Consider the following 20,581-nt stretch of genomic DNA (forward strand, 5'->3'; position numbering starts at 1 on the left):
TTGGTGAAATTGCGGTTTACCCTATTGAAGATCAAAAAACGAAATGCAAGAACTGACCAACAACGCATTAATGCTAAAAGTGAAATCTGGTGATCTAGATAAGCTGGGTTTGCTCTATGAACGCCATAAAAAAAGGCTATTCGGCTTCTTTTACAATATGAATAGTAATGCTTCATTGAGTGAAGATTTAGTTCAGAATGTATTCGTGCGCATCTTAAAGTATAAGCACACTTTTACTGGGGAAGGTTCTTTTTCAGCATGGATGTTTCGAACAGCAAGAAATGTGAACTACGATTACTACAGAAAGAATAAAATTACATTTAATCAAAGTGAAGTCTCAACTGTGGAATATAAATTGGAAGATGGAGATAGTATCGAGAAAGGAATGGACAAGAAAGATGAGATTTCGGTTTTGAATCGAGCGATGCAAATCTTGCCTCCAGAAAAACGAGAAGTTTTGGTCTTGAGCAAATTCAAGGAAATGAAGTTTAGTGAAATAGGTGAAATTTTAGGATGTAGTGAAGGAGCAGCAAAAGTGAAAGCACATCGCGCATTAAAGGATTTAAGAACAATTTTTCTACAATTAGAAACAAGATAGCCATGGAACAAGAGAAATTTGAAATATGGATGATGGAGTATTTATCCGGCGAGTTAGATGAAGGTGGACAAAAGGAGTTTGAAAGGTATTTGCAAGAACATCCAGAGCATAAGAAGGAGTTCGATGCCTTATCGGGCACTTGGAGCGAAATTGATATTTTGCAAATCCCACAGCCATCCGAAGAAATGGATATTTCTTTTTTTGATATGCTGAATGAGGAGATACAGAAAGAAGAGCATAAGGGTTCAAATTGGTTTCAAAGTCTTCTATCTTTTTTTGGCCCCTTGCAAAAACCCCAATTGGCATTTGGCACACTTCTTTTAGCTATTGGTTTAGGTGTTGGTTATTTCTTGAATTCAGGCTCTTCCATCGAACCTCCCGCAGAAACTGTTGTTTCAAATAACAACGAAACCGAGGAAGTTCGCGGACAATTGGTACTCACTTTGCTCGACCAACCTTCTGCCAACAAAAGATTGCAGGGTGTTAGTGAGGCAGCCAAATTGAATGATGCTAATGAACGTATCATCGAGGCACTTTTCAAAACCCTGAACAATGACCCTAATATCAATGTAAGGCTAGTAGCTGTTGAGTCTTTGGCGAAGTATGTTGAGACACCTGAAGTGCGCATGGGTTTAGTGAAATCGATAGCCTTACAAGATTCTCCCTTGGTTCAAATTGCTCTTGCCGATTTAATGGTTGCCTTGCAGGAAAAAACATCGATAGAATCAATGAAGCAATTGTTAGAGCAGCCTGATATCGATAACACGGTAAAACAGAAATTAGAAGAATCAATCAATCATATTATATAAACAATCAAAAAACGAACAATCATGAAAACAGTTAGAATAAGTATGGTGCTAGTCGGACTTTTGTGTTGTCATTTACTGACTGCGCAAAAATTCAATGAAACCATTTCAAAAGAATTGAATTTCTCATCCAAGTCAGACAATAACATGTTGATAGTAAAGAACATTAATGGTCCCATTCGAGTTGAGGGCTATGATGGAAGCTCCATTCGACTCGAGGCAGAGCGGACTATTTCCGCAAAGCGCGAAAGTTATTTGGAAGAGGGCAAGCAAGAAATTAAGATGGAAATAAAGGAGCTTGATAATCGAATCTACGTGTATGTCGAGACTCCGAATAATGATTTTAATACCGTCACGGGGAGATACGAAAACACCAGAAATAACCGATGGGTTAGACTTAATTATCGTTTTGAGGTGAATTTTGTATTGAAGGTCCCCAAATCCACTAGTGTTGAATTGTCAACGATGAATGATGGAGATATTTATGCCAAAGATGTTCAGGGCAATGAGATTATCGTGAACAATCTAAATGGTTCTATTACTTTGGAGAATATAGCGGGGAGGACAGATGTAAATGCCCTAAATAAAGATATCAATATTACCTACTATAAGAACCCAAATGGAGATTCGAAATACCATTCCTTAAATGGCGATATCAATGTCACTTTTAAAGAAAATTTAAATGCTGATGTTTCTTTTAAGAGCCTAAATGGTGATATGTATACGAATTATGATACCACTGCACTAAAGCCCGATTTGATAAAAACGAAAAGTAAAAACGGAAAAGGCACAATGTATAATATGAGCTCGAATCAGTCGTATAGAATTGGTAAAGGAGGAATTCGACTTGATTTTAATCTTCTAAATGGCGATGCTACCTTAAAGAAATAAATTATGAAAAATAAAACCATACAAATTGTCGGACTTTTACTCCTTTTGCTTTCAGCAGGAAGTCTTTCTGCCCAAACTGAAAGTGAATCTGTTACCATTCCTTTGAGTAATCCTGGAGAAGATGGGAGATTGAAAATGAGCTTGCTTTATGGATCAATAATAGTAGAAGCACATCAAGGAAACGAAGTGATAATAGAGACTAGAAGTAGCCAAAACCCCAAAAATTCAAAAACGAAAAACGGTATGCGAAGAATTGGGGATACTTCTCTAGAGTTTAGTGCAGAGGAGTATAACAATAAAATAGTGGTAAGGTCTAAAAATCAAAGTAAGCGAGTAGACTTTATAATTAAAGTACCTGAAAATTTCTCGTTGGATCTCCGTGCTACTAATAACGGAAATATTACTGTAGAAGGTGTAAAAGGAGAAATGGAAATCAGTAACCTGAATGGTGCTATAACCTTAACTAATATTGGCGGTTCGGTAATCGCAGATGCCTTAAACAAAGATATCATAGTAACTTTTACCAAAGGGTATGAAAAATCACCTATGGCTTTTACTAGTTTAAATGGAGATTTAGATGTTACGTTTCCGAGTGACTTGGCGGCTAATATAAAAGCGAAGACTGATTATGGAGAAATTTACACAGATTATGAAATGAAGATGACGCGAAATGTAAATAAAGATGAGAAGAAATCTTCATCAGGAGTTTACAAGGTGACTGTAGATAAATGGGTGACAGGCACCATTAATGGAGGAGGAGCGGAATTGCTTTTCAAAACCATGAACGGTGATGTTATGATTCGAAGCACGAAGTAGAAGAACTAGTTTAGAAAAAAAGAAAACCGCACTAACATATTCGTTAGCGCGGTTTTTCTTGAGTTAGCTTGATATAAAATTATCCTACTGTCGCACGTTTGAAACCTGTAACAGAAACATCTCCGTGAGAAGCAACATATTTTGCAACATTGATTTTCTCATCTTTGATGAAATTTTGGTCCAATAAACATTGTTCTTGATCCAAGGTGGTATTGTCAGAAATAAATCTTTCCATTTTCCCTGGAAGGATTTTATCCCATATTTGCTCTGGCTTTCCTTCAGCTTTTAATTGAGCCTTTGCATCATCTTCAGCCTTAGCCATAACTTCGTCTGTCAATTGTGCCATCGAGATGTACTGAGGAACGTTTTTAAGGGTTTTTCCTAAACGACCTAACTCTTCGTTATCTTTTTCAATAACCGCAATTCTGGCTTCTGTTTCAGCGGCGACGAATGCAGGGTCAAAATCTTTATATGATAAAGTGGTTGCGCCCATTGAAGCAATTTGCATGGAAACATCTTTTCCTAATACTTCAGCAGTATCTACTTTTGAAGACAAGCCTACTAAAGCAGCAATTTTGTTGATGTGAACGTAGCTTCCAACATATGGAGCTTCCAATTTTTCAAAAGCTGTAATATCTAACTTCTCACCGATTACTCCAGTTTGCTCAATCAATTTGTCAGCAACTGTCATTCCTCCAAAATCAGCAGCTAAAAACGCTTCCTTAGAATCGTAGTTTAATGCTACTTCTGCAAGTTCATTGGCCAGTGCAACGAATTTTTCGTTTTTGCCAACGAAATCAGTTTCACAACCTAAAACGATTGCAACTCCAGCAGTTTGCTCTGCATTCACTTTTGCAATTGCAGCACCTTCTGAAGAATCTCTATCCGCTCTTTTAGCTGCTACTTTTTGCCCTTTTTTACGAAGCACTTCGATTGCTTTGTCAAAATCTCCATCAGCCTCAACTAAAGCATTTTTGCAGTCCATCATTCCTGCACCTGTAGCTTTTCTTAATTTATTTACCTCTGCGGCAGTAATTTTTGCCATAACGTAATCTTATTTTTAATTTCTTTCCCGCAAAAGCGGGAAACGTTTATTTAGTATTCCTTTATTAAAGTTGCTTATTCAACCCCTCCTTTTACACTGTCTTGCCAAGCTTTCAATTCATCCCACTTATCGTCGGCAGCCATTTTTGCCTGCTTTGGCCAAGATGTAGTATCTAAATGCGCTAATCTAGAACTAGCTTCAGTTAAGATTTCTTTCATCTTATCCGCTTTGGCTTTAGCAACTTTAGCGAAAGTTTCAAGTCCGGCATTGGTTAAAGCCTCTGCAGCTTTTGGACCTACACCTTCTATTTTAGTTAAATCATCACCCTTAGAAGCTTTAGCTTTAAGAGCTTTTTTAGGAGCAGCCTCTTTTTTTACCTCTTCCTTCTTTGGAGCTTCTTCCTTAACCTCTTCTTTTGCTACTGCAACCGTTTCTTCAGCTGCTGGTGCTTTTTCAACTACAGGCTCAGTTTTGGCTTCTTTTTTAGGAGCTTCTTCCTTTTTTGCTTCAGCTTTTGGAGCCTCTTCTTTACCTTCTTTCTCTCCTTGTTTTTCTGATTTACGCTCGGCTAGACCTTCAGCAATGGCATCAGTAACTTGAGTCATAATGATGTCAATTGATTTTGAGGCATCATCGTTAGAAGGAATTAAGTAATCAACATCTCTGGGATCAGAATTGGTGTCAACCATTGCGAAAATTGGAATATTCAATTTTTGAGCTTCCTTAACAGCAATGTGTTCGCGCATCGTGTCAACAACAAATAATGCACCAGGTAAACGGGTCATATCAGAAATAGAGCCTAAGTTCTTTTCTAATTTTTGACGTAAACGATCAACTTGCAACCTCTCTTTTTTAGAAAGCGTAAGGAAAGTACCGTCCTTCTTCATTCTATCAATCATAGCCATTTTCTTCACAGCTTTCCGGATAGTTACAAAGTTGGTCAACATTCCACCTGGCCATCTTTCAGTAATGTAAGGCATGTTAACTTTTGCTACTTTTTCAGCAACGATATCTTTCGCCTGTTTTTTTGTAGCTACAAAAAGAATTTTTCTTCCTGAAGCAGCAATCTTAGCCAAGGCTTCATTCGCCTCATCTAGCTTTGCTACTGTTTTGTATAGATTGATAACGTGAATTCCGTTACGCTCCATGTAGATGTAGGGCGCCATGTTAGGATTCCACTTTCTGGTTAGGTGTCCGAAATGCACACCTGCTTCTAATAATTGTTTTACTTCGACTTTCGCCATTTTAAATTTAGTTTACGTTCTTTTGAATTAGCAATGTTAGAGTGGTATTCGCCGAATGACGAAAGCCTCTACCATTTAGATGCTAAACTAATTTACCTTCACTCTTTAGAAGGAGTTAAGGATTTTTAATTGTTTCCTGTGAATCAGAAAACTTTCAATGAACTTGTTAATGAATATAAATAAAGGTGTCTCCGAAGAGACACCTGATAATTTTGTATTAACGTTTAGAGAACTGGAATTTCTTACGGGCTTTCTTCTGACCGAATTTCTTGCGTTCTACCATACGTGGGTCTCTTGTTAATAAACCTTCTGGTTTAAGAGTTAATCTATTTTCAGCATCAATCTCGCACATCGCTCTCGACAATGCCAAACGAATAGCTTCCGCTTGACCAGTGATTCCTCCCCCATATACATTAACTTTTACATCGTAGTTCCCTACGGTATCAGTTAAAGCAAATGGTTGATTTACTTTATATTGTAAAGTAGCTGTTGGAAAATAATCATTCAAATCTTTGTTGTTGATAGTGATTTTTCCTTTTCCGTCGGAAAGATATACACGAGCAACAGCTGTTTTTCTTCTTCCTATTTTATGAATCGTCTCCATTATTTGAAATCGTTAAGGTTGATTGCAGTTGGTTTTTGAGCTTCTTGATCATGATTAGGACCAACGTATACTTTTAGGTTTCTAAAAAGATCTGCACCTAATCTATTTTTTGGAAGCATTCCTTTTACCGCTTTTTCAACAATACGGCCTGGGTTTTTTTCCAATAATTCTTTAGCCGAAGTATGACGTTGTCCTCCTGGGTAACCTGTGTAACGAGAATAGGTTTTGTCATCCCATTTGTTACCAGAAAGTGTTACTTTCTCAGCATTAATTACAACTATATTATCTCCACAATCAACATGTGGTGTATAATTAGGCTTATGCTTTCCTCTTAATAGTTTTGCTACCTTAGAAGCAAGACGACCTAGTGTTTGACCTTCGGCATCTACTAATAACCATTGCTTGTCAACAGTCTTTCTATTAGCCGAAACGGTTTTGTAACTTAATGTATCCACTACTACTTTATTTAACGATTAAATACTTCAATCCCTCTAAGCGGGGCGCAAATGTACAACTATTAAGTTGAAATACAAATGCTAATTTCCTATTATTTTCTAGATTTTTTGACCCTGTTTTAAGTTTTTTAATTCATTCGGAATTTTTTTCTGTTAAATAAAGTTTAAATGCCCCTTTTAACTTTGACAGCAAAGGTATTTTTGTTTCCATTACGTTGACTAAACCAATCATCAATCTAAATCAATCATCCAACTTTATGAAATCTTTCCTTGCAGTTTTCTGCCTAATTTTTATAACACCGTTTTCTTTTCTAGCTCAAGATTCAACACAGACTGTATTTAAAAGAGTATATGTAACCGAAGCTCTAAGTAAGGACACCGATATTACTATTGATGGTGCATTGAATGATGACGGATGGAGTAGTAGTGAATGGGCAGAGGACTTTATCGAATGGCAACCCGATGAAAATACTTTGCCTGAGCAGCAGACGCAATATAAAATCACCTATGATCAGAAATTTTTATATGTGGCGTATCGATGTTTTGACGATGAGCCAGACAAAATAGAAAGAAGACTGTCAAGACGCGATAGCTTTGCTGGTGATCGCATAACCATTATTATAGATAGCTATCATGATAAGCGAACCGCTTTTTCTTTCACAATTACAGCGGCGGGTGTAAAAGGAGACGAATTTGTTTCACAGAATGGAGATAATTGGGATGATAGTTGGAACCCCATTTGGTATGCTGCCGCCCAAATTGATAGTGAAGGCTGGACAGCGGAAGCTAAAATACCTTTTAGCCAACTTAAATTTGGTAAGGCTGAAGAACAAATATGGGGACTTCAAGTTACTAGAATGAACTTTCGAGAAGATGAACGCTCCGCATGGCAAAGAATTCCACAAGATGCAGCCGGTATTATAAGTGAATTTGGTGAACTTCATGGTTTAATTAATATTCAACCCCAAAAACAACTTGAGATACAGCCTTTTGTGGTAAATCAATTTGATACTTATCCAACGGAAACTGGAAATCCTTTTCGCGATGGAAGTGATTATATTTTGAATGGAGGTTTAGATGCAAAGATTGGAATCACAAATGACCTAACTTTAGATTTGACCGTGAATCCCGATTTTGGACAAGTAGAAGCCGATCCTGGGGCAATTGCATTGGATGGATTTCAAATCTTCTTTCGAGAGCAGCGCCCGTTTTTCGTAGAAAACAAGAATATTTTTGATTTTGAGTTTGCTGATCGCAATGACAATGTCTTTTATAGTAGACGCATCGGTAGAAGTCCTCAAGGTTCTGTAAGTGCTGATAATGTGGCGTTTTCGGATACCCCTAGTAACTCGACTATTTTAGGGGCCGCTAAATTTTCAGGTAAAACTAAAAATGGTTGGTCTTTAGGTTTACTTGAAAGTGTTACTGGAAAAATGTTTGCGGAAGTTGAAGCTCCTGACGGAAGCAGAAGACAAGAACTTGTCGAGCCGCTTACGAATTATTTGGTGGGTCGTGCGCAAAAAGATTTTAATCAACGCAATACTTTCATTGGAGGAATTTTTACGGCCACAAACAGAAATTTACCCGAAAGTATAGACTTCTTGCGAAAGTCAGCCTATTCTGGTGGGGTAGATTTTAGACACAATTGGAAAGATCGTAACTACTATATAGAAGGGAATTTGGTGGCTAGTCATGTAGAAGGGAGTGAAGAATCTATTGCCCTTACACAACGTAGTTTGACTCATTTGTTTCAAAGAGTTGACGCTGGTCATGTGAAGGTGGATGAATCTAGAACGTCATTAACAGGTAGTGGTGGTAAGCTTGAAGCTGGAAAAACAGGTGGTGGTAATTGGCGATATAATGGTGGTGTTGTTTGGCGTTCTCCAGAATTAGAGTTGAATGATGTTGGATTTCTCCGTCAAGCTGATGAAATTAAGCAATTTGCTGAAGCTGAATATTTGTTTCTAAAGCCTACAAATTGGTATCGAAGAGCTCGAATAAGTCTTGAGCAATTTAGCACTTATGATTTCGACGGAAACTATAATCGAGTACAATATCAAACTGAGGGTTTTATTAACTATAAAAATAACTGGTTTACGGAGCTCGGTGGAGCCCATAAACCGCGTATTTTTTCGAATACCGTTTTAAGAGGTGGTCCGCGTTGGCGATGGTCTGATGAAAATTTCTTTTATATTTTTGCTGGTTCTGATTCGAGAAAAAAGTTTAATACGGTTGTTGGTTATATAAACAGTCAAGCAGCTCAAGATAATTTTTCACTCAAACGCTATGTACTAAGATTGCGATATCAACCCTTTGATGCGTTCAGTTTATCTGCTGGTATAGAGTATGAAGAGAATCCGAATAGAACACAATATGTAGATGAAGTTGATTTTAATGGAACACCACGATACATTACCGCAAATATTGACCAACGAACATTCAGTACTTCTTTACGTTTTAACTACAGTATAAATCCAAACTTATCGATTCAATTTTATGGACAACCTTTTATATCAAGAGGCACTTATATTGACTTTAATTTTGTCAACAACCCGACTGCGAAAAATATAGATGATCGTGTAACTCTTTATAATACAAATCAAATCTCACGTATTAATAATTCAGGGTCATATCTAATTGATGAAAATGTGGACGGAACGACTGATTATGAAATCAACGACCCAGATTTTGCTTTTGTACAATTTCGTTCTAACCTTGTTATGCGTTGGGAGTACATTCCCGGTTCTGAAATCTTCTTAGTTTGGTCTCAAGGTGTAAATGGATTAGGAAACCCTATGGATTCTCTTGGAAGCAATCTCGATGGCCAAATATTAGATCAAAAGATGGATAATACTTTTTTGATAAAAGCAACCTATCGTTTTGTGTTATAGTTAAAAAGTGTCTCTATAGTACTATAAGTTGAATTTTTGCGTTTTCTGCCTAAGTAAGCCTAATAAATTCAACAAAATGAAACGTAACCTATTATTACTTTGTTTAGCAACAACCCTCATCTTTTCGTGCTCTAAGGATGCAGATGCAAATGAAGAGAATGTCAACCCTATTGTAGGTACTTGGCGTGCAACAGAGTTCCGAGCTGCAGACCCGAATAACTCAACTTTAAATCTTGGAGCTGAAATATTAGCCAACCTAACTGCGGAAGAGTGTTATATATTGACATTTATGTTTAACGCAGACTTGACGGTGACTGTAGAAAATGCAGTAAACTATGTCGTTCCTAATGCCACTCCAACAGGATTAAGTGTTGATTGTCCCACGCAAAAAGATACAGAATCAAGTACTTATACCTACGATGGTAGTGTTTTAACTATTGTTGACCAAGAAGGAGTAAGTCAATCGATCAAAGTTACTATTGAAGATAATGTCATGACGGTCGATGCTACTGATCTTGACGTAAATAATTTAAATGCCGCAGGAAGTGTAATTTTTACGAAAGCGTAGAAGAATAAAATTTAAAAAAAGAGCCCATCTGAATTTGTTAGATGGGCTCTTTTTATTTTTTTAGAATACTTTAAAGACTAATTTTTATAAAACTTAACTTGTATTTTTTGTTCTTCAGAAACAATACGAACCACATAAATTCCGGCATTCAAATTAGGAATGGGAATACTTACTGAATTGTTTCGAACGGCCCATTGACGTTGCAGTACTGCATTTCCCGAAATATCTGAAATAGTAATATTGGCGTGTTTGCTATTTTTTAAACCAAGTATATTGACAACATTCGTAGCAGGGTTTGGAAAGACCTTTATTTTTTGTTTTATAACAGTCGCTTTTGGAGCTTCTGTGTTTTGCACTTCAGAACTTTGTGCTGTCGCGGATATGGACAAAAGTGCAAGTATGAGGAATACCAAGTTTTTCATCATATAGGGTTTGGTTCTTTCATAACGCGATATGAAAAAGCTTAGTACCCTGTAAATCACAAAAAAATGTTAGAATTTTTTAATGTGCTTCCAACCAATCCTGGCCAACTCCTAACTCAACATCCAAAGGCACCGAGAGTTCATACGCACTCTCCATCTCAGCCTTGACCATAGTTTTTAACTTATCCATTTCAGGATTGTACACATCAAAAACCAATTCATCATGCACCTGTAAAAGCATTTTAGATTGGTAATTTTCTTCGGCTAGTTTTTTATGAATATTGATCATCGCTAATTTGATGATATCGGCCGCGCTACCCTGAATAGGGGCGTTCACTGCATTTCGTTCTGCTGCACCACGAACGATGGCATTACTTCCATTGATGTTTTTTAAATAGCGGCGCCTTCCTAAAACAGTTTGAACATAACCATTGTCTCTTGCGAAATCAACCTGCTCGCCCATATAATTTCTGAGTTTGGGGTAGGTTTTGTAATAGGTCTCGATTAGTTCTTTGGCTTCAGAGCGTGAGAGATCGGTTTGATTACTAAGACCAAAGGCGGATACGCCATAAATAATTCCGAAGTTGACGGTTTTGGCATTGCTTCGTTGTTCACGGGTTACTTCTTCCAAAGGAACATTAAAAACTCGTGCCGCCGTTGAAGCATGAATATCTTCTCCGTTTTTGAAAGCTTCTATCATAGTAGTTTCATCACTTAAAGCGGCAATGATTCGCAATTCTATTTGGGAGTAATCCGCAGCTAGTAAAGTATAATTTTCGTCTCTAGGAACAAATGCTTTTCTAACTTGTCGCCCGCGCTCCGTTCGAATCGGAATGTTCTGTAAATTCGGATTGTTACTACTTAATCTTCCGGTGGCAGCAACGGTTTGCATATAGTCCGTATGCACTCTACCTGTGCTTTCTTCTACTTGTAATGGAAGTGCATCAACATAGGTGCTTTTCAATTTTGAAAGCCCTCTATAATCCAAAACATTTTGAATAATTTCATGGTCTTTTGCCAAATAGGAAAGCACATCTTCAGCTGTGGAATACTGTCCGGTTTTAGTCTTTTTTGGTTTGTCGACCAATTTCATTTTATCAAAAAGGATTTCACCCAACTGCTTGGGTGAGCCAATGTTGAATTCTTCGCCGGCTGCCTCGTATATTTTTGCCGTCAGGTTTGTGATATCGGTATTTAAATCCTCCGAAAGGGAATTTAAAAATTTCTCATCCAGATTAATTCCCTCTAACTCCATATCAGCTAAAACATGTAATAGTGGAATCTCAATATCATTGAATAAATCTGCGGTGTTAGCCTCTTTTAGTTCGGGTCTGAAGTGTTCGGCTAATTGCAAGGTAATATCGGCATCCTCAACGGCATATTCGGTTTGTTTTTCCAAAGGAACATCGCGCATCGAAAGCTGGTTCTTTCCTTTTTTACCAATCAATTCAGTTATTGAAACTGGAGTATAATTCAAATACGTTTCTGAAAGCACATCCATATTATGGCGCATATCAGGATTGATAAGATAGTGTGCTAACATGGTGTCAAAGAACTTTCCTTTTACTTTGACATTATATTTATGGAGTACCTTGATGTCATATTTTAAATTCTGACCAATCTTCTCAATAGCTTCCGATTCAAAGAAAGGTCGCAGTTGTTCAATGATTTCCTGAGCTTCATTTTTATCCTCAGGAAAAGGAATGTAAAATCCTTTTGTTGCTTCCCAAGAAAAAGCAATTCCGACCAATTCTGCCGTTAATGGATTGAGCCCTGTAGTTTCTGTATCAAAACAAACGGATGTCTGTTTCATTAGATTTTGGACGAATAATTTCATCGCCATTCCTGGAGCAATACTCTGATATACATGTGGAACGTCTGCAATGGTATTACGACTATTGAAGTCTTTAATGGTTCCTGCAGCTTCAGAAGGGTCTCCGCCAAACAAAGAGAATTGACCACCTCCGGCTTCTTTGGGTTTTGCCTTAGGAGTTGGTTCACCTTCAGTTCCCTTTTTCGGTTCTTCAACATCCCCAGAAAATATTTTGATGAACTGGTCTTTCAGTCTTCGAAATTCAAGTTCCTCAAAAATGGTTTGTACTTTCTCATTGTCTGGGTCGCACATCTCATAATCTTTGGCATCAAAAGTTACATCGACATCGAGGCTAATAGTAGCTAGTTTTTTAGAAAGTAGGCCAAGCTCTCCATTCGCTTCGACCTTCTCTTTCATTTTTCCCTTCAGTTTATCCGTATTGGCTAAAAGCCCTTCCAGAGAACCAAACTCTTCTAAGAATTTTTTTGCGGTTTTATCACCTACTCCAGGTAATCCGGGAATGTTATCACTCGCATCACCCATCATGCCTAAATAGTCAATAACCTGCTTGGGTCGTTCTACACCAAAACGTTTTTGTATTTCAGGGATTCCCCAAATCTCAATGCCGTTACCCATTCGTGCGGGGCGATACATAAATATGTTTTCAGAAACTAACTGTCCAAAATCTTTATCGGGAGTCACCATAAAAACCTTGTAATCTTCTTTTTCAGCTTGCTTTGCCAGCGTACCTATAATGTCATCTGCTTCCCAACCTTCTTTTACAACTACAGGAATATTCATCGCTTTCAAAATATCTTGAATATAGGGAACAGCAATTTTAATAGCATCGGGAGTCTCACTTCTATTCGCTTTGTATTCCGGAAAAAGCTCGGTACGTTCTGCACTTCCTCCTTTATCAAAACAAACCGCCAAATGGTCTGGTTTTTCTCGTTTGATGACATCGAAAAGGGAATTCATAAAACCCATTATGGCTGAGGTATCCATTCCCTTTGAATTAATTCTTGGGTTTTTGATTAGGGCATAGTATCCTCTAAAAATTAATGCGAATGCATCTAGTAAAAAAAGTCGTTTTTGTTCTGCCATTTTAGGTTGTATTGAAGGGTTCCAAAACTACAAATATTATCTGCTTCCTTCTTTATGATTTAAGAAATGATTCCGAAGGATTGTTAATATGACCTTCCTCTGAGTACGTTCGATACGTAAACCCTGGTTGAATGCAATACCCGCCGGTTTCTCCTTTTTTGTTAATGGCAATAAAACCGATTTGAAAATCTGTTCGGTCCTTGTTTTTCGCCATAATACGTTTTACACCTTCTTCACAGGCTTCTTGGGGAGATTTTCCTTGTCGCATCAATTCCACAATCAAAAAACTTCCGACCGTTCGAACCACTTCCTCGCCAACTCCCGTTGCCGTGGCGGCACCTATTTCGTTGTCAACAAAAAGTCCGGCCCCAATAATCGGTGAGTCACCAACACGCCCCGCATATTTATAGCCCATGCCACTCGTGGTACAGGCTCCTGAAATATCGCCATTTTTATCTATGGCCAAAATGCCAATGGTATCATGGTATTCAATATTGATAATAGGTTTGTATTCAGACGTCTTTTTCCATTCCAGCCATTCTTGTTTGGATTGCTCGGTAAGTAGGTTTGCTTTTTCAAAACCTTGCTCGTAGGCGAATTTTTCAGCACCTTTTCCTGCGAGCATCACATGAGGAGTTTCTTCCATGACTTTGCGTGCTACTGAAACCGGACTGGCAATATTTTGTAATGCTAAAACCGCACCGCAGTTTCCCTCTTTGTCCATAATACAGGCATCGAGCGTTACATTACCATCTCGGTCTGGTCTTCCACCCACGCCTACAGTTTGATTGTTAATATCCGCTTCTTCAATCATGGCACCTTGTTGAACAGCATCTAAAGAATTGCCTCCCTCTTTTAAAACTTCCCAGGCTTTTGCAGTGGCGTTTTCAAAATTCCAAGTGCAGATTGCTATCGGACGAATGGTTTTGGTTGTATTGCTGGTATCAATTTTTATATCAGTTTCATCTTTGCAAGAAGCAATTAAGGGCGCTGAGATTATGCCGGCTGCCGCCACAGTTGAATTTTTTAGGAAGTTTCTTCTTTGCATCGGTTTTGGTTCATTAAATTAGGACTTTAAATATAGGTAAAATGCTAGTAGAAGTTTGTGCTAATTCATTGGAATCTGCCTTGAATGCTGAAAAAGCAGGAGCGGATAGAATTGAACTTTGTTCGGAGCTTGCTGTTGGTGGAATTACACCATCATACGGACTTTTAAAAGCTGTTTCTGAGAAGATTTCGATTCCTGTTCGTGTACTTATTCGTCCACGCAGTGGAGATTTCACCTATTCTGATGACGAGTTCCATGTCATGAAAGAAAATATCAAAATTTGTGGTGAAATGGGGTTTGATGGAATCGTCATAGGAATGCTTCATCCTAATTTTGTTTTTGATGAAAACCGTTTTTGGGAGTTGGGTGAAATGAACCATGGTCTCAAAACTACATTTCATCGTGCATTTGATTGGGTGCCTGACCCATTTTGGGGACTCGAATGGATTCAAAGTATGGGCGTTGATACCATTTTAAGTTCTGGCCAACAAAAGACGGCGGTTTTGGGTATAGACTTATTATCTGATTTGCACGACATGGCATCGGGCACTATGATTATGCCCGGCTCTGGAATAAACGCTAGCAACGCTCATCTCTTCAAAGAAAAGGGGTTTAAAGCCATTCACTTGTCTGGTGTTCAAATGAAGCAGAAACTTTTCGAAGACCCCAAAGTACCTATGAATTCTCCTCATATGTTGTCTGATGATGCTATCCCCATATCAAACTTTGAAACTATTCAAGAGGTGATTAAGGCCGTTAAATAAAACCCAATTGCAATTCCCTTGAAATCGATTTAAAATATCTTTGTTAAAATTTTGAACATGCTTCGCTGGATAATTTTTGTTGCTTTCTATCTCCTTTTAGCCTTTTATGCCTTACAGGCTTTAAAAACAGCATCTCGTTACCCTTGGGTACATTGGACTTTTATTGCACTTACGCTTTTGGTTATCGGCAATTTCATTTTTCAATTTACGGTAGGAGAGGAACCAGGTCGCGTTTTGAGTCGCCCCAAGAGCTATGCTTTTGGCTTTTTAATTGCCATGCTTGCCTTTCAAATAATTACCGTACTATTTCTTTTTTCTGAGGATATATTTCGATTATTTTCGGCTGGCTATCAAAAATTAGCTGGAAGTGAAAAAGAGTTTAGTTTCGGTGAGAGAAGACGTTTTTTGAGTTTAATCGGACTAGGTATTGCCGCCTTGCCTTTTGGTGCTTTATTATATGGAATGTACAAGGGGAAGTATAATTTCAAGGTGTTAAAATATACCATGGAATATGAGGATCTTCCGGACGCTTTTGAAGGATATCAAATCACCCAAATATCTGATGTGCACAGCGGAAGTTTTGATAATCGGAAAAAGATTGAATACGCCATTGATTTAATAAATCAACAGAAAAGTGATGTGCTTTTGTTTACCGGGGATATGGTCAATAACAAGTCAGAAGAAATGCATCCATGGAAAGAGCTTTTTTCTACATTGAAAGCGAAGGATGGAAAATATTCTGTTTTAGGAAATCATGATTATGGAGATTATATCACATGGGATACTCCAGAAGCAAAAACCGCCAACTTGGAAGATTTGAAAAACCTTCAAAAAGAAATGGGCTTTGATCTTCTTTTAAATGAAAGCAGATATCTGCAAAAGGGGAGTGATCGTATCGCGCTAATTGGAGTAGAGAATTGGGGTAAAGGTGGATTCAAGAAAGCGGGAGATTTACAAAAAGCAAAGTCTACAATTCATAAAGACGATTTTAAAATACTGATGAGTCACGATCCTAGTCATTGGGAAGAAGAAGTTGTGCCAGATGACTACCATTACCACCTGACTTTAAGCGGACATACCCATGGAATGCAATTCGGTATTGAAATCCCTGGGTGGATTAAATGGAGTCCCGTAAAATGGCGGTATAAGCAATGGGCGGGTATCTATGAAGAAATGGGGCAATTCATAAACGTAAACCGAGGTTTTGGTTTTTTGGGCTATCCCGGAAGGTTTGGAATTTGGCCAGAAATCACCGTGATAACCCTAAAAAAGAAATCCTTAACATGAATTTAACTCGCTTAAAGCCCCAAAAACCTACAATACTTCTAGGAATTTAACAATTTTTACTACTTTTGGTGTGTAACCCAATGATATACATATGTCAAAATTTGGTGAACTTATAGATTTAAAGGTTCCAGTATTGTTAGATTTTTATGCAGATTGGAATGATCAATCAACAGCTATGCATGCTGTGCTTCGCGATGTAGCTGCCGCCCTTGGTGACAAAAGCAAAGTGATTAAAATTGATGTAGATAAAAATAAGGAGCTTTCTCAAGCGTTACGCGTAAAGGGATTGCCGACTTTAATGATTTATAAAAAAGGTGAAATGGTATGGCGCCAAAGCGGTGAGCAAGACGCCAATACCTTAATTGGTATTCTCAACGAATACGTTTAGATTTTCTTCTGAATTTCTTCTTTAGCATTCATGTTTCTTTACTAGAGCCCAACTGGTGCCAACGCAGTATCTCTTTTTTCATCATTTGGTACATTAGTGGAATCTGAAACTGGTACTGTATCTGACATGTCAGGATCTGTACCTTCTAAAGGCGGTCTGGCCTCATCAATTTCATCTTTGTAGAAATGATTGAATTTATCAATGTATTCATTGAAAATCAATGTCTCTTTCTCTACAAATTCACGATCTCCGTTATCAATTAATACATCAATATTTCTTCGATAGGCTTCCATATCACTTATGATATCATCGATATTATCATATTGCTGATCTAAACCAGTATTTGCTGCATAATCAAGCCGTTCTTGATACTTGACTTTTAAACGTTCAAAAAGCGAACGAGCTTTGGTGGTTTCTCCAACCTTATAATAAGCATCAACAAAAGGTTCAACAAGGGTGTAGTATCCAAATTGATCAATTGGCATGTTGGTCATTGAAATGTCAATGATATCTTTTGCCTTTTCAATTTTGTTTTCTTTGATCAAGGTCTCTGTCAAACGAGCAAGGTTTCCTCTAAAAGTTACTCCTTGAATACGGGTTTGCGTGTCATGGTAAATATCAGGGTCGCCTGAATTACCCCAATCCCATTTTTTGACAATGTCATACATCAAATCAGTATCGATTCTTCCCATTTCAAAACTGTTGGGTCTTTCTGTTTTTATGGGGACAAGTTTATAGGCTAATCCATCTAACTGCAAATAGTCTTTCATCCAAATAAATTCAGAATCATCAAAACTTCCGCCAGAGAAATAAATAGGACGTTTCCAGTCATTATTGGCTACAATATCCAACATCATCATGCTTTTCTTTGTGATCACATTGGGTAAAGTGATGTCAATATAGTCAACGATCAGTGCTGAGTCTTTTTCTTTGACCAATCCGCTTGCCAAAGCATTTTGCTTGTTGACAGGAATACGCAACTTCTTAGTAGGGTAGTAGACAAAGTTCAAAACATCCTCTGAATATTCTGAAGTATCTGCACCCATCTGCTCTAAATAATACTTAAACTTTGTTTGCGGTTGATCACCATCTACCCAATCGATAAAAGCTTGAATGCTCCATCGACTTGTAGAAACTTCTTTGCTGAAAATCTGATCTGCATTTTGATGATAGAGAACATCTCTATTACCTGTGCGATATTTTTCATGTGCTATTTGCGATGGAATTGGAGGGCTCTTGTAAGCCGCACGCTTCATTTGATCAACATACCAATCTGTTTCAAAAAGACTAGTACAAACAATTCGAACATCTGTTCGGTAACCTTCCACCTCTTGCACGTACCATGGTGGAAAAGTGTCATTATCACCAATAGTAAATAGAATTGAACCAGCATCTTCTTGACAAGAATCTAAGTAAGCTTTTGCTGTTGATTGTGCTGTGAATCTATTTGATCTATCATGATCATCCCAATTTTGAAAAGCCATTAATAATGGAACTGCTAAAAGGCATGCTATGGTAATGACAGGTGCAGCTATTTTTGCGGTCAGCAATTTTCTGAATTCATCAAAGAGGCCATATACCCCCAAACCTATCCACAAGGCAAAAATATAAAACGAACCTACCAACGAATAGTCACGCTCACGTGGTTGAAATATATATGGGTTTGTGTAAAATTGTATGGCAATTCCTGTAAACATAAAGAATACAAAAAGCACCCAAAATTGTTTCGGATTTTTGGAGATCTGAAATACCAAACCGATTATACCCAGCAAAAGCGGTAGAAAGAAATACGTGTTTCTTCCTTTGTTATTTTCAATATCACTAGGTAGATTTTCTTGACTTCCTAGGCGAATGCTATCTATGAAGTTGATTCCACTAATCCAGTTTCCATTTTCGTTATAACGGCCTTGAACATCATTTTGTTTTCCTGTAAAGTTCCACATGAAATAGCGCCAGTACATATAACCGAATTGAAATTCGAACATGTATTTTATGTTTTGCCATACCGTAGGTGGCTGAACCTCAATGTATTCATCAAAGCGTTTCAAGAAACTGATATATTGCTCAGCATCAATCTCACCATTGTCAAAACCATCTTTTACTTGTTTTACCGCTTTTCGAAGTTCATCATTAGAACGATTGATTTTAAAATCTAGTCGACCAAAATACTGCATGTAATTTTCAGCATGTTGTGTACTCCACATTCTTGGTAATAAGCCAATATGATCTGGGTTGGCACTTTGATCGGCATCTTTGTAATAGTTTACAATGACATATTTTCCTAATTTTTCATCACGTTCATATTTTGGGGCTAAATCTCTTTTTTCACCCGCTTCAGCGAATAAATCAGAATAGTATGCTCCATAAACAGGACTATCAACTCCAGGGTACTGCTCACGATTATAATAAGCCAAAAGCGAACGTGCATCTGAAGGATCATTTTCATTAATCACTACATTGGCATTTGCTCGGATAGGAAGCATAATCCATGAAGAAAATCCGAAGAATAAAAACATCAAACAGAGCACAATGGTATTTGCTGTTTTGTAGTTGTTTTTACGAGTATAATTGAGTCCGAAATAAAAGGCAGCAATAAATAGGAGTCCGATTATTATGGAGCCTGAGTTGAAGGGTAGTCCTAAGTTATTAATAAAGAATACTTCACCCCATCCAAATAATTTTAATACATAAGTCAATGAGAATTTATATACTAACATTAAAATAGCAACAACAGCTACGTTAGCTAACAAGAAGTTCTTGACTGTAGTTTTTTTGTAGGTTTTGAAGTAATACAAAAGGCCAATTGATGGAATCGCTAAGAAGCCCATAAACTGAATTCCAAAAGTCAAGCCAACTACAAACGAGATTAAGATTAACCATTTATTCCCTCTAGGATTATCTAAATTATCAACCCATTTAAGCCCCATGTATAGCAGTGCTGCCATAACAAGACTAGCCATTGCATATACTTCAGTTTCAACCGCATTGAACCAAAAGCTATCTGAAAATGTAAAGGCTAGACTACCAACAAGTCCACTACCTAAAACAGCAATAGCTTTGCTATTTGTAAGTGCTTCTTTTTCGCCTATTAATTTTCGAGTCAGGTTGGTAATTGTCCAGAACATGAATAATATGGTAAAAGCACTTGATGCACCTGAAACGAAGTTTACCATTCGAGCAACTAATAAGTCGTCGCCAAAAGCAAACATAGCGAAGAAAGCTCCAATCATTTGCATTAGCGGAGCCCCTGGTGGGTGACCAACTTGTAGTTTGGCAGAAGTGGAAATGTACTCTCCAGCATCCCAAAAACTACTGGTGGGTTCTACCGTGATAAAGTAAACGATAAAGGCAATAAAAAAGGCGGACCACCCTAAAATAGTGTCCCATTTTTCGAAGTTCTTTGAAAACATGTACTGTTTGATTAACCGATGGGGCGAATTTAGCAATAAATATAGATATGGGAATAGATTTTTGATAAACCTTTAACAAGGAAAAGTCCTCCCCCTAGCCCCCTCCGAGGGAGGGGGTATGTCTTTATTGAGTTTTACAATCAATATACCTCAAGGGTGAAATTCAAGTGGTGATTGCTCCCTCCCTACTGGGGAGGGCTAGGGTGGGGACTTCGAAGAGGTGTTTTTTTAAATAATTGTAATGTAAAATGTTTGTGCATATCAAACATTGTTTTAAATTTGCACGCTCGAAAGCTGAACTTGCTTGCGTTGAATTAATTTCAGTGAATCAGTTTCTAGAGATTGGCCCATGGTGTAATTGGCAACACTCCGGTTTTTGGTACCGTCATTCAAGGTTCGAGTCCTTGTGGGCCAACTTAAATTCAAT

The 20,581-nt window shown here is 37.7% G+C and carries 17 protein-coding genes and 1 tRNA gene; 10 read left to right on the plus strand and 8 right to left on the minus strand.

The window, feature by feature from the left end; all coding sequences use genetic code 11:
- Nucleotides 1–43: 43 nt before the first annotated feature.
- Genes ACKWCD_RS10410 through ACKWCD_RS10425 form a run of 4 tightly spaced genes read left to right on the plus strand, consistent with a single transcriptional unit; the run spans nucleotide 44 to nucleotide 3,111 of the window.
- Nucleotides 44–598 (plus strand): RNA polymerase sigma factor, encoded by a 555-nt coding sequence (locus ACKWCD_RS10410; protein ID WP_413983883.1) that lies wholly within the window; start codon nucleotides 44–46, stop codon nucleotides 596–598.
- Between the two features lie 2 nt (nucleotides 599–600).
- Nucleotides 601–1,407, plus strand: a complete 807-nt coding sequence (locus tag ACKWCD_RS10415; protein ID WP_413983884.1) for a HEAT repeat domain-containing protein — start codon at nucleotides 601–603, stop codon at nucleotides 1,405–1,407.
- Between the two features lie 21 nt (nucleotides 1,408–1,428).
- Nucleotides 1,429–2,295 (plus strand): DUF4097 family beta strand repeat-containing protein, encoded by an 867-nt coding sequence (locus ACKWCD_RS10420; RefSeq protein ID WP_413983885.1) that lies wholly within the window; start codon nucleotides 1,429–1,431, stop codon nucleotides 2,293–2,295.
- 3 nt (nucleotides 2,296–2,298) lie between these two features.
- On the plus strand, nucleotides 2,299–3,111 hold the full coding sequence (locus tag ACKWCD_RS10425; protein WP_413983886.1) for a DUF4097 family beta strand repeat-containing protein: 813 nt from the start codon (nucleotides 2,299–2,301) through the stop codon (nucleotides 3,109–3,111).
- A 79-nt stretch (nucleotides 3,112–3,190) separates the two neighbouring features.
- On the opposite strand, the gene tsf is transcribed toward ACKWCD_RS10425, so the two are convergent.
- From tsf to rplM, 4 genes are all read right to left on the minus strand, one after another.
- A complete protein-coding gene (tsf, locus tag ACKWCD_RS10430) occupies nucleotides 3,191–4,156 on the minus strand; it encodes a translation elongation factor Ts (RefSeq protein ID WP_413983887.1) in 966 nt (321 codons plus the stop codon).
- 74 nt (nucleotides 4,157–4,230) lie between these two features.
- On the minus strand, nucleotides 4,231–5,400 hold the full coding sequence (gene rpsB, locus ACKWCD_RS10435) for a 30S ribosomal protein S2 (protein ID WP_413983888.1): 1,170 nt from the start codon (nucleotides 5,398–5,400) through the stop codon (nucleotides 4,231–4,233).
- A gap of 217 nt (nucleotides 5,401–5,617) precedes the next feature.
- Entirely contained in the window at nucleotides 5,618–6,004 is a 387-nt protein-coding gene (gene rpsI, locus ACKWCD_RS10440) for a 30S ribosomal protein S9 (protein WP_413983889.1), read from the minus strand.
- On the minus strand, nucleotides 6,004–6,459 hold the full coding sequence (gene rplM / locus ACKWCD_RS10445) for a 50S ribosomal protein L13 (protein ID WP_413983890.1): 456 nt from the start codon (nucleotides 6,457–6,459) through the stop codon (nucleotides 6,004–6,006). The genes rpsI and rplM overlap by 1 nt, the downstream gene beginning before the upstream one ends.
- Nucleotides 6,460–6,716: 257 nt before the next feature.
- Here rplM and ACKWCD_RS10450 point away from each other — a divergent pair, with 257 nt between their 5' ends.
- Together ACKWCD_RS10450 and ACKWCD_RS10455 are read left to right on the plus strand one after the other, a co-directional pair.
- On the plus strand, nucleotides 6,717–9,350 hold the full coding sequence (locus tag ACKWCD_RS10450; RefSeq protein ID WP_413983891.1) for a DUF5916 domain-containing protein: 2,634 nt from the start codon (nucleotides 6,717–6,719) through the stop codon (nucleotides 9,348–9,350).
- Nucleotides 9,351–9,426: 76 nt separating this feature from the next.
- Entirely contained in the window at nucleotides 9,427–9,918 is a 492-nt protein-coding gene (locus tag ACKWCD_RS10455) for a lipocalin family protein (protein WP_413983892.1), read from the plus strand.
- A 77-nt stretch (nucleotides 9,919–9,995) separates the two neighbouring features.
- Here the strand turns inward: ACKWCD_RS10455 and ACKWCD_RS10460 are convergent, their stop codons facing one another.
- From ACKWCD_RS10460 to ACKWCD_RS10470, 3 genes are all read right to left on the minus strand, one after another.
- Complete coding sequence (locus ACKWCD_RS10460) at nucleotides 9,996–10,343, minus strand: T9SS type A sorting domain-containing protein (RefSeq protein ID WP_413983893.1); 348 nt, start codon at nucleotides 10,341–10,343, stop codon at nucleotides 9,996–9,998.
- A 76-nt stretch (nucleotides 10,344–10,419) separates the two neighbouring features.
- A complete protein-coding gene (gene polA / locus ACKWCD_RS10465) occupies nucleotides 10,420–13,257 on the minus strand; it encodes a DNA polymerase I (RefSeq protein WP_413983894.1) in 2,838 nt (945 codons plus the stop codon).
- 52 nt (nucleotides 13,258–13,309) lie between these two features.
- Nucleotides 13,310–14,305: an isoaspartyl peptidase/L-asparaginase gene (locus ACKWCD_RS10470; RefSeq protein ID WP_413983895.1), complete on the minus strand. Its 996-nt coding sequence runs from the start codon at nucleotides 14,303–14,305 to the stop codon at nucleotides 13,310–13,312.
- 41 nt (nucleotides 14,306–14,346) lie between these two features.
- On the opposite strand from ACKWCD_RS10470, the gene ACKWCD_RS10475 reads away from it, so the two are divergent.
- The 3 genes from ACKWCD_RS10475 to ACKWCD_RS10485 all read left to right on the plus strand — a co-directional run bounded on the left by ACKWCD_RS10475 (nucleotide 14,347) and on the right by ACKWCD_RS10485 (nucleotide 16,744).
- Nucleotides 14,347–15,069, plus strand: coding sequence for a copper homeostasis protein CutC (locus ACKWCD_RS10475; RefSeq protein WP_413983896.1), 723 nt, complete (start codon nucleotides 14,347–14,349; stop codon nucleotides 15,067–15,069).
- Nucleotides 15,070–15,126: 57 nt separating this feature from the next.
- Nucleotides 15,127–16,356: a metallophosphoesterase gene (locus tag ACKWCD_RS10480; protein ID WP_413983897.1), complete on the plus strand. Its 1,230-nt coding sequence runs from the start codon at nucleotides 15,127–15,129 to the stop codon at nucleotides 16,354–16,356.
- A 91-nt stretch (nucleotides 16,357–16,447) separates the two neighbouring features.
- Nucleotides 16,448–16,744: a thioredoxin family protein gene (locus ACKWCD_RS10485; protein WP_413983898.1), complete on the plus strand. Its 297-nt coding sequence runs from the start codon at nucleotides 16,448–16,450 to the stop codon at nucleotides 16,742–16,744.
- Between the two features lie 41 nt (nucleotides 16,745–16,785).
- Here the strand turns inward: ACKWCD_RS10485 and ACKWCD_RS10490 are convergent, their stop codons facing one another.
- Complete coding sequence (locus tag ACKWCD_RS10490) at nucleotides 16,786–20,154, minus strand: glycosyltransferase family 117 protein (RefSeq protein ID WP_413983899.1); 3,369 nt, start codon at nucleotides 20,152–20,154, stop codon at nucleotides 16,786–16,788.
- Between the two features lie 343 nt (nucleotides 20,155–20,497).
- On the opposite strand from ACKWCD_RS10490, the gene ACKWCD_RS10495 reads away from it, so the two are divergent.
- Nucleotides 20,498–20,569 (plus strand) — tRNA-Gln (locus tag ACKWCD_RS10495).
- Nucleotides 20,570–20,581 lie beyond the last annotated feature (12 nt).

Origin of the sequence: Maribacter taeanensis (assembly GCF_047345145.1) — a bacterium.
GTDB lineage: Bacteria > Bacteroidota > Bacteroidia > Flavobacteriales > Flavobacteriaceae > Maribacter_C.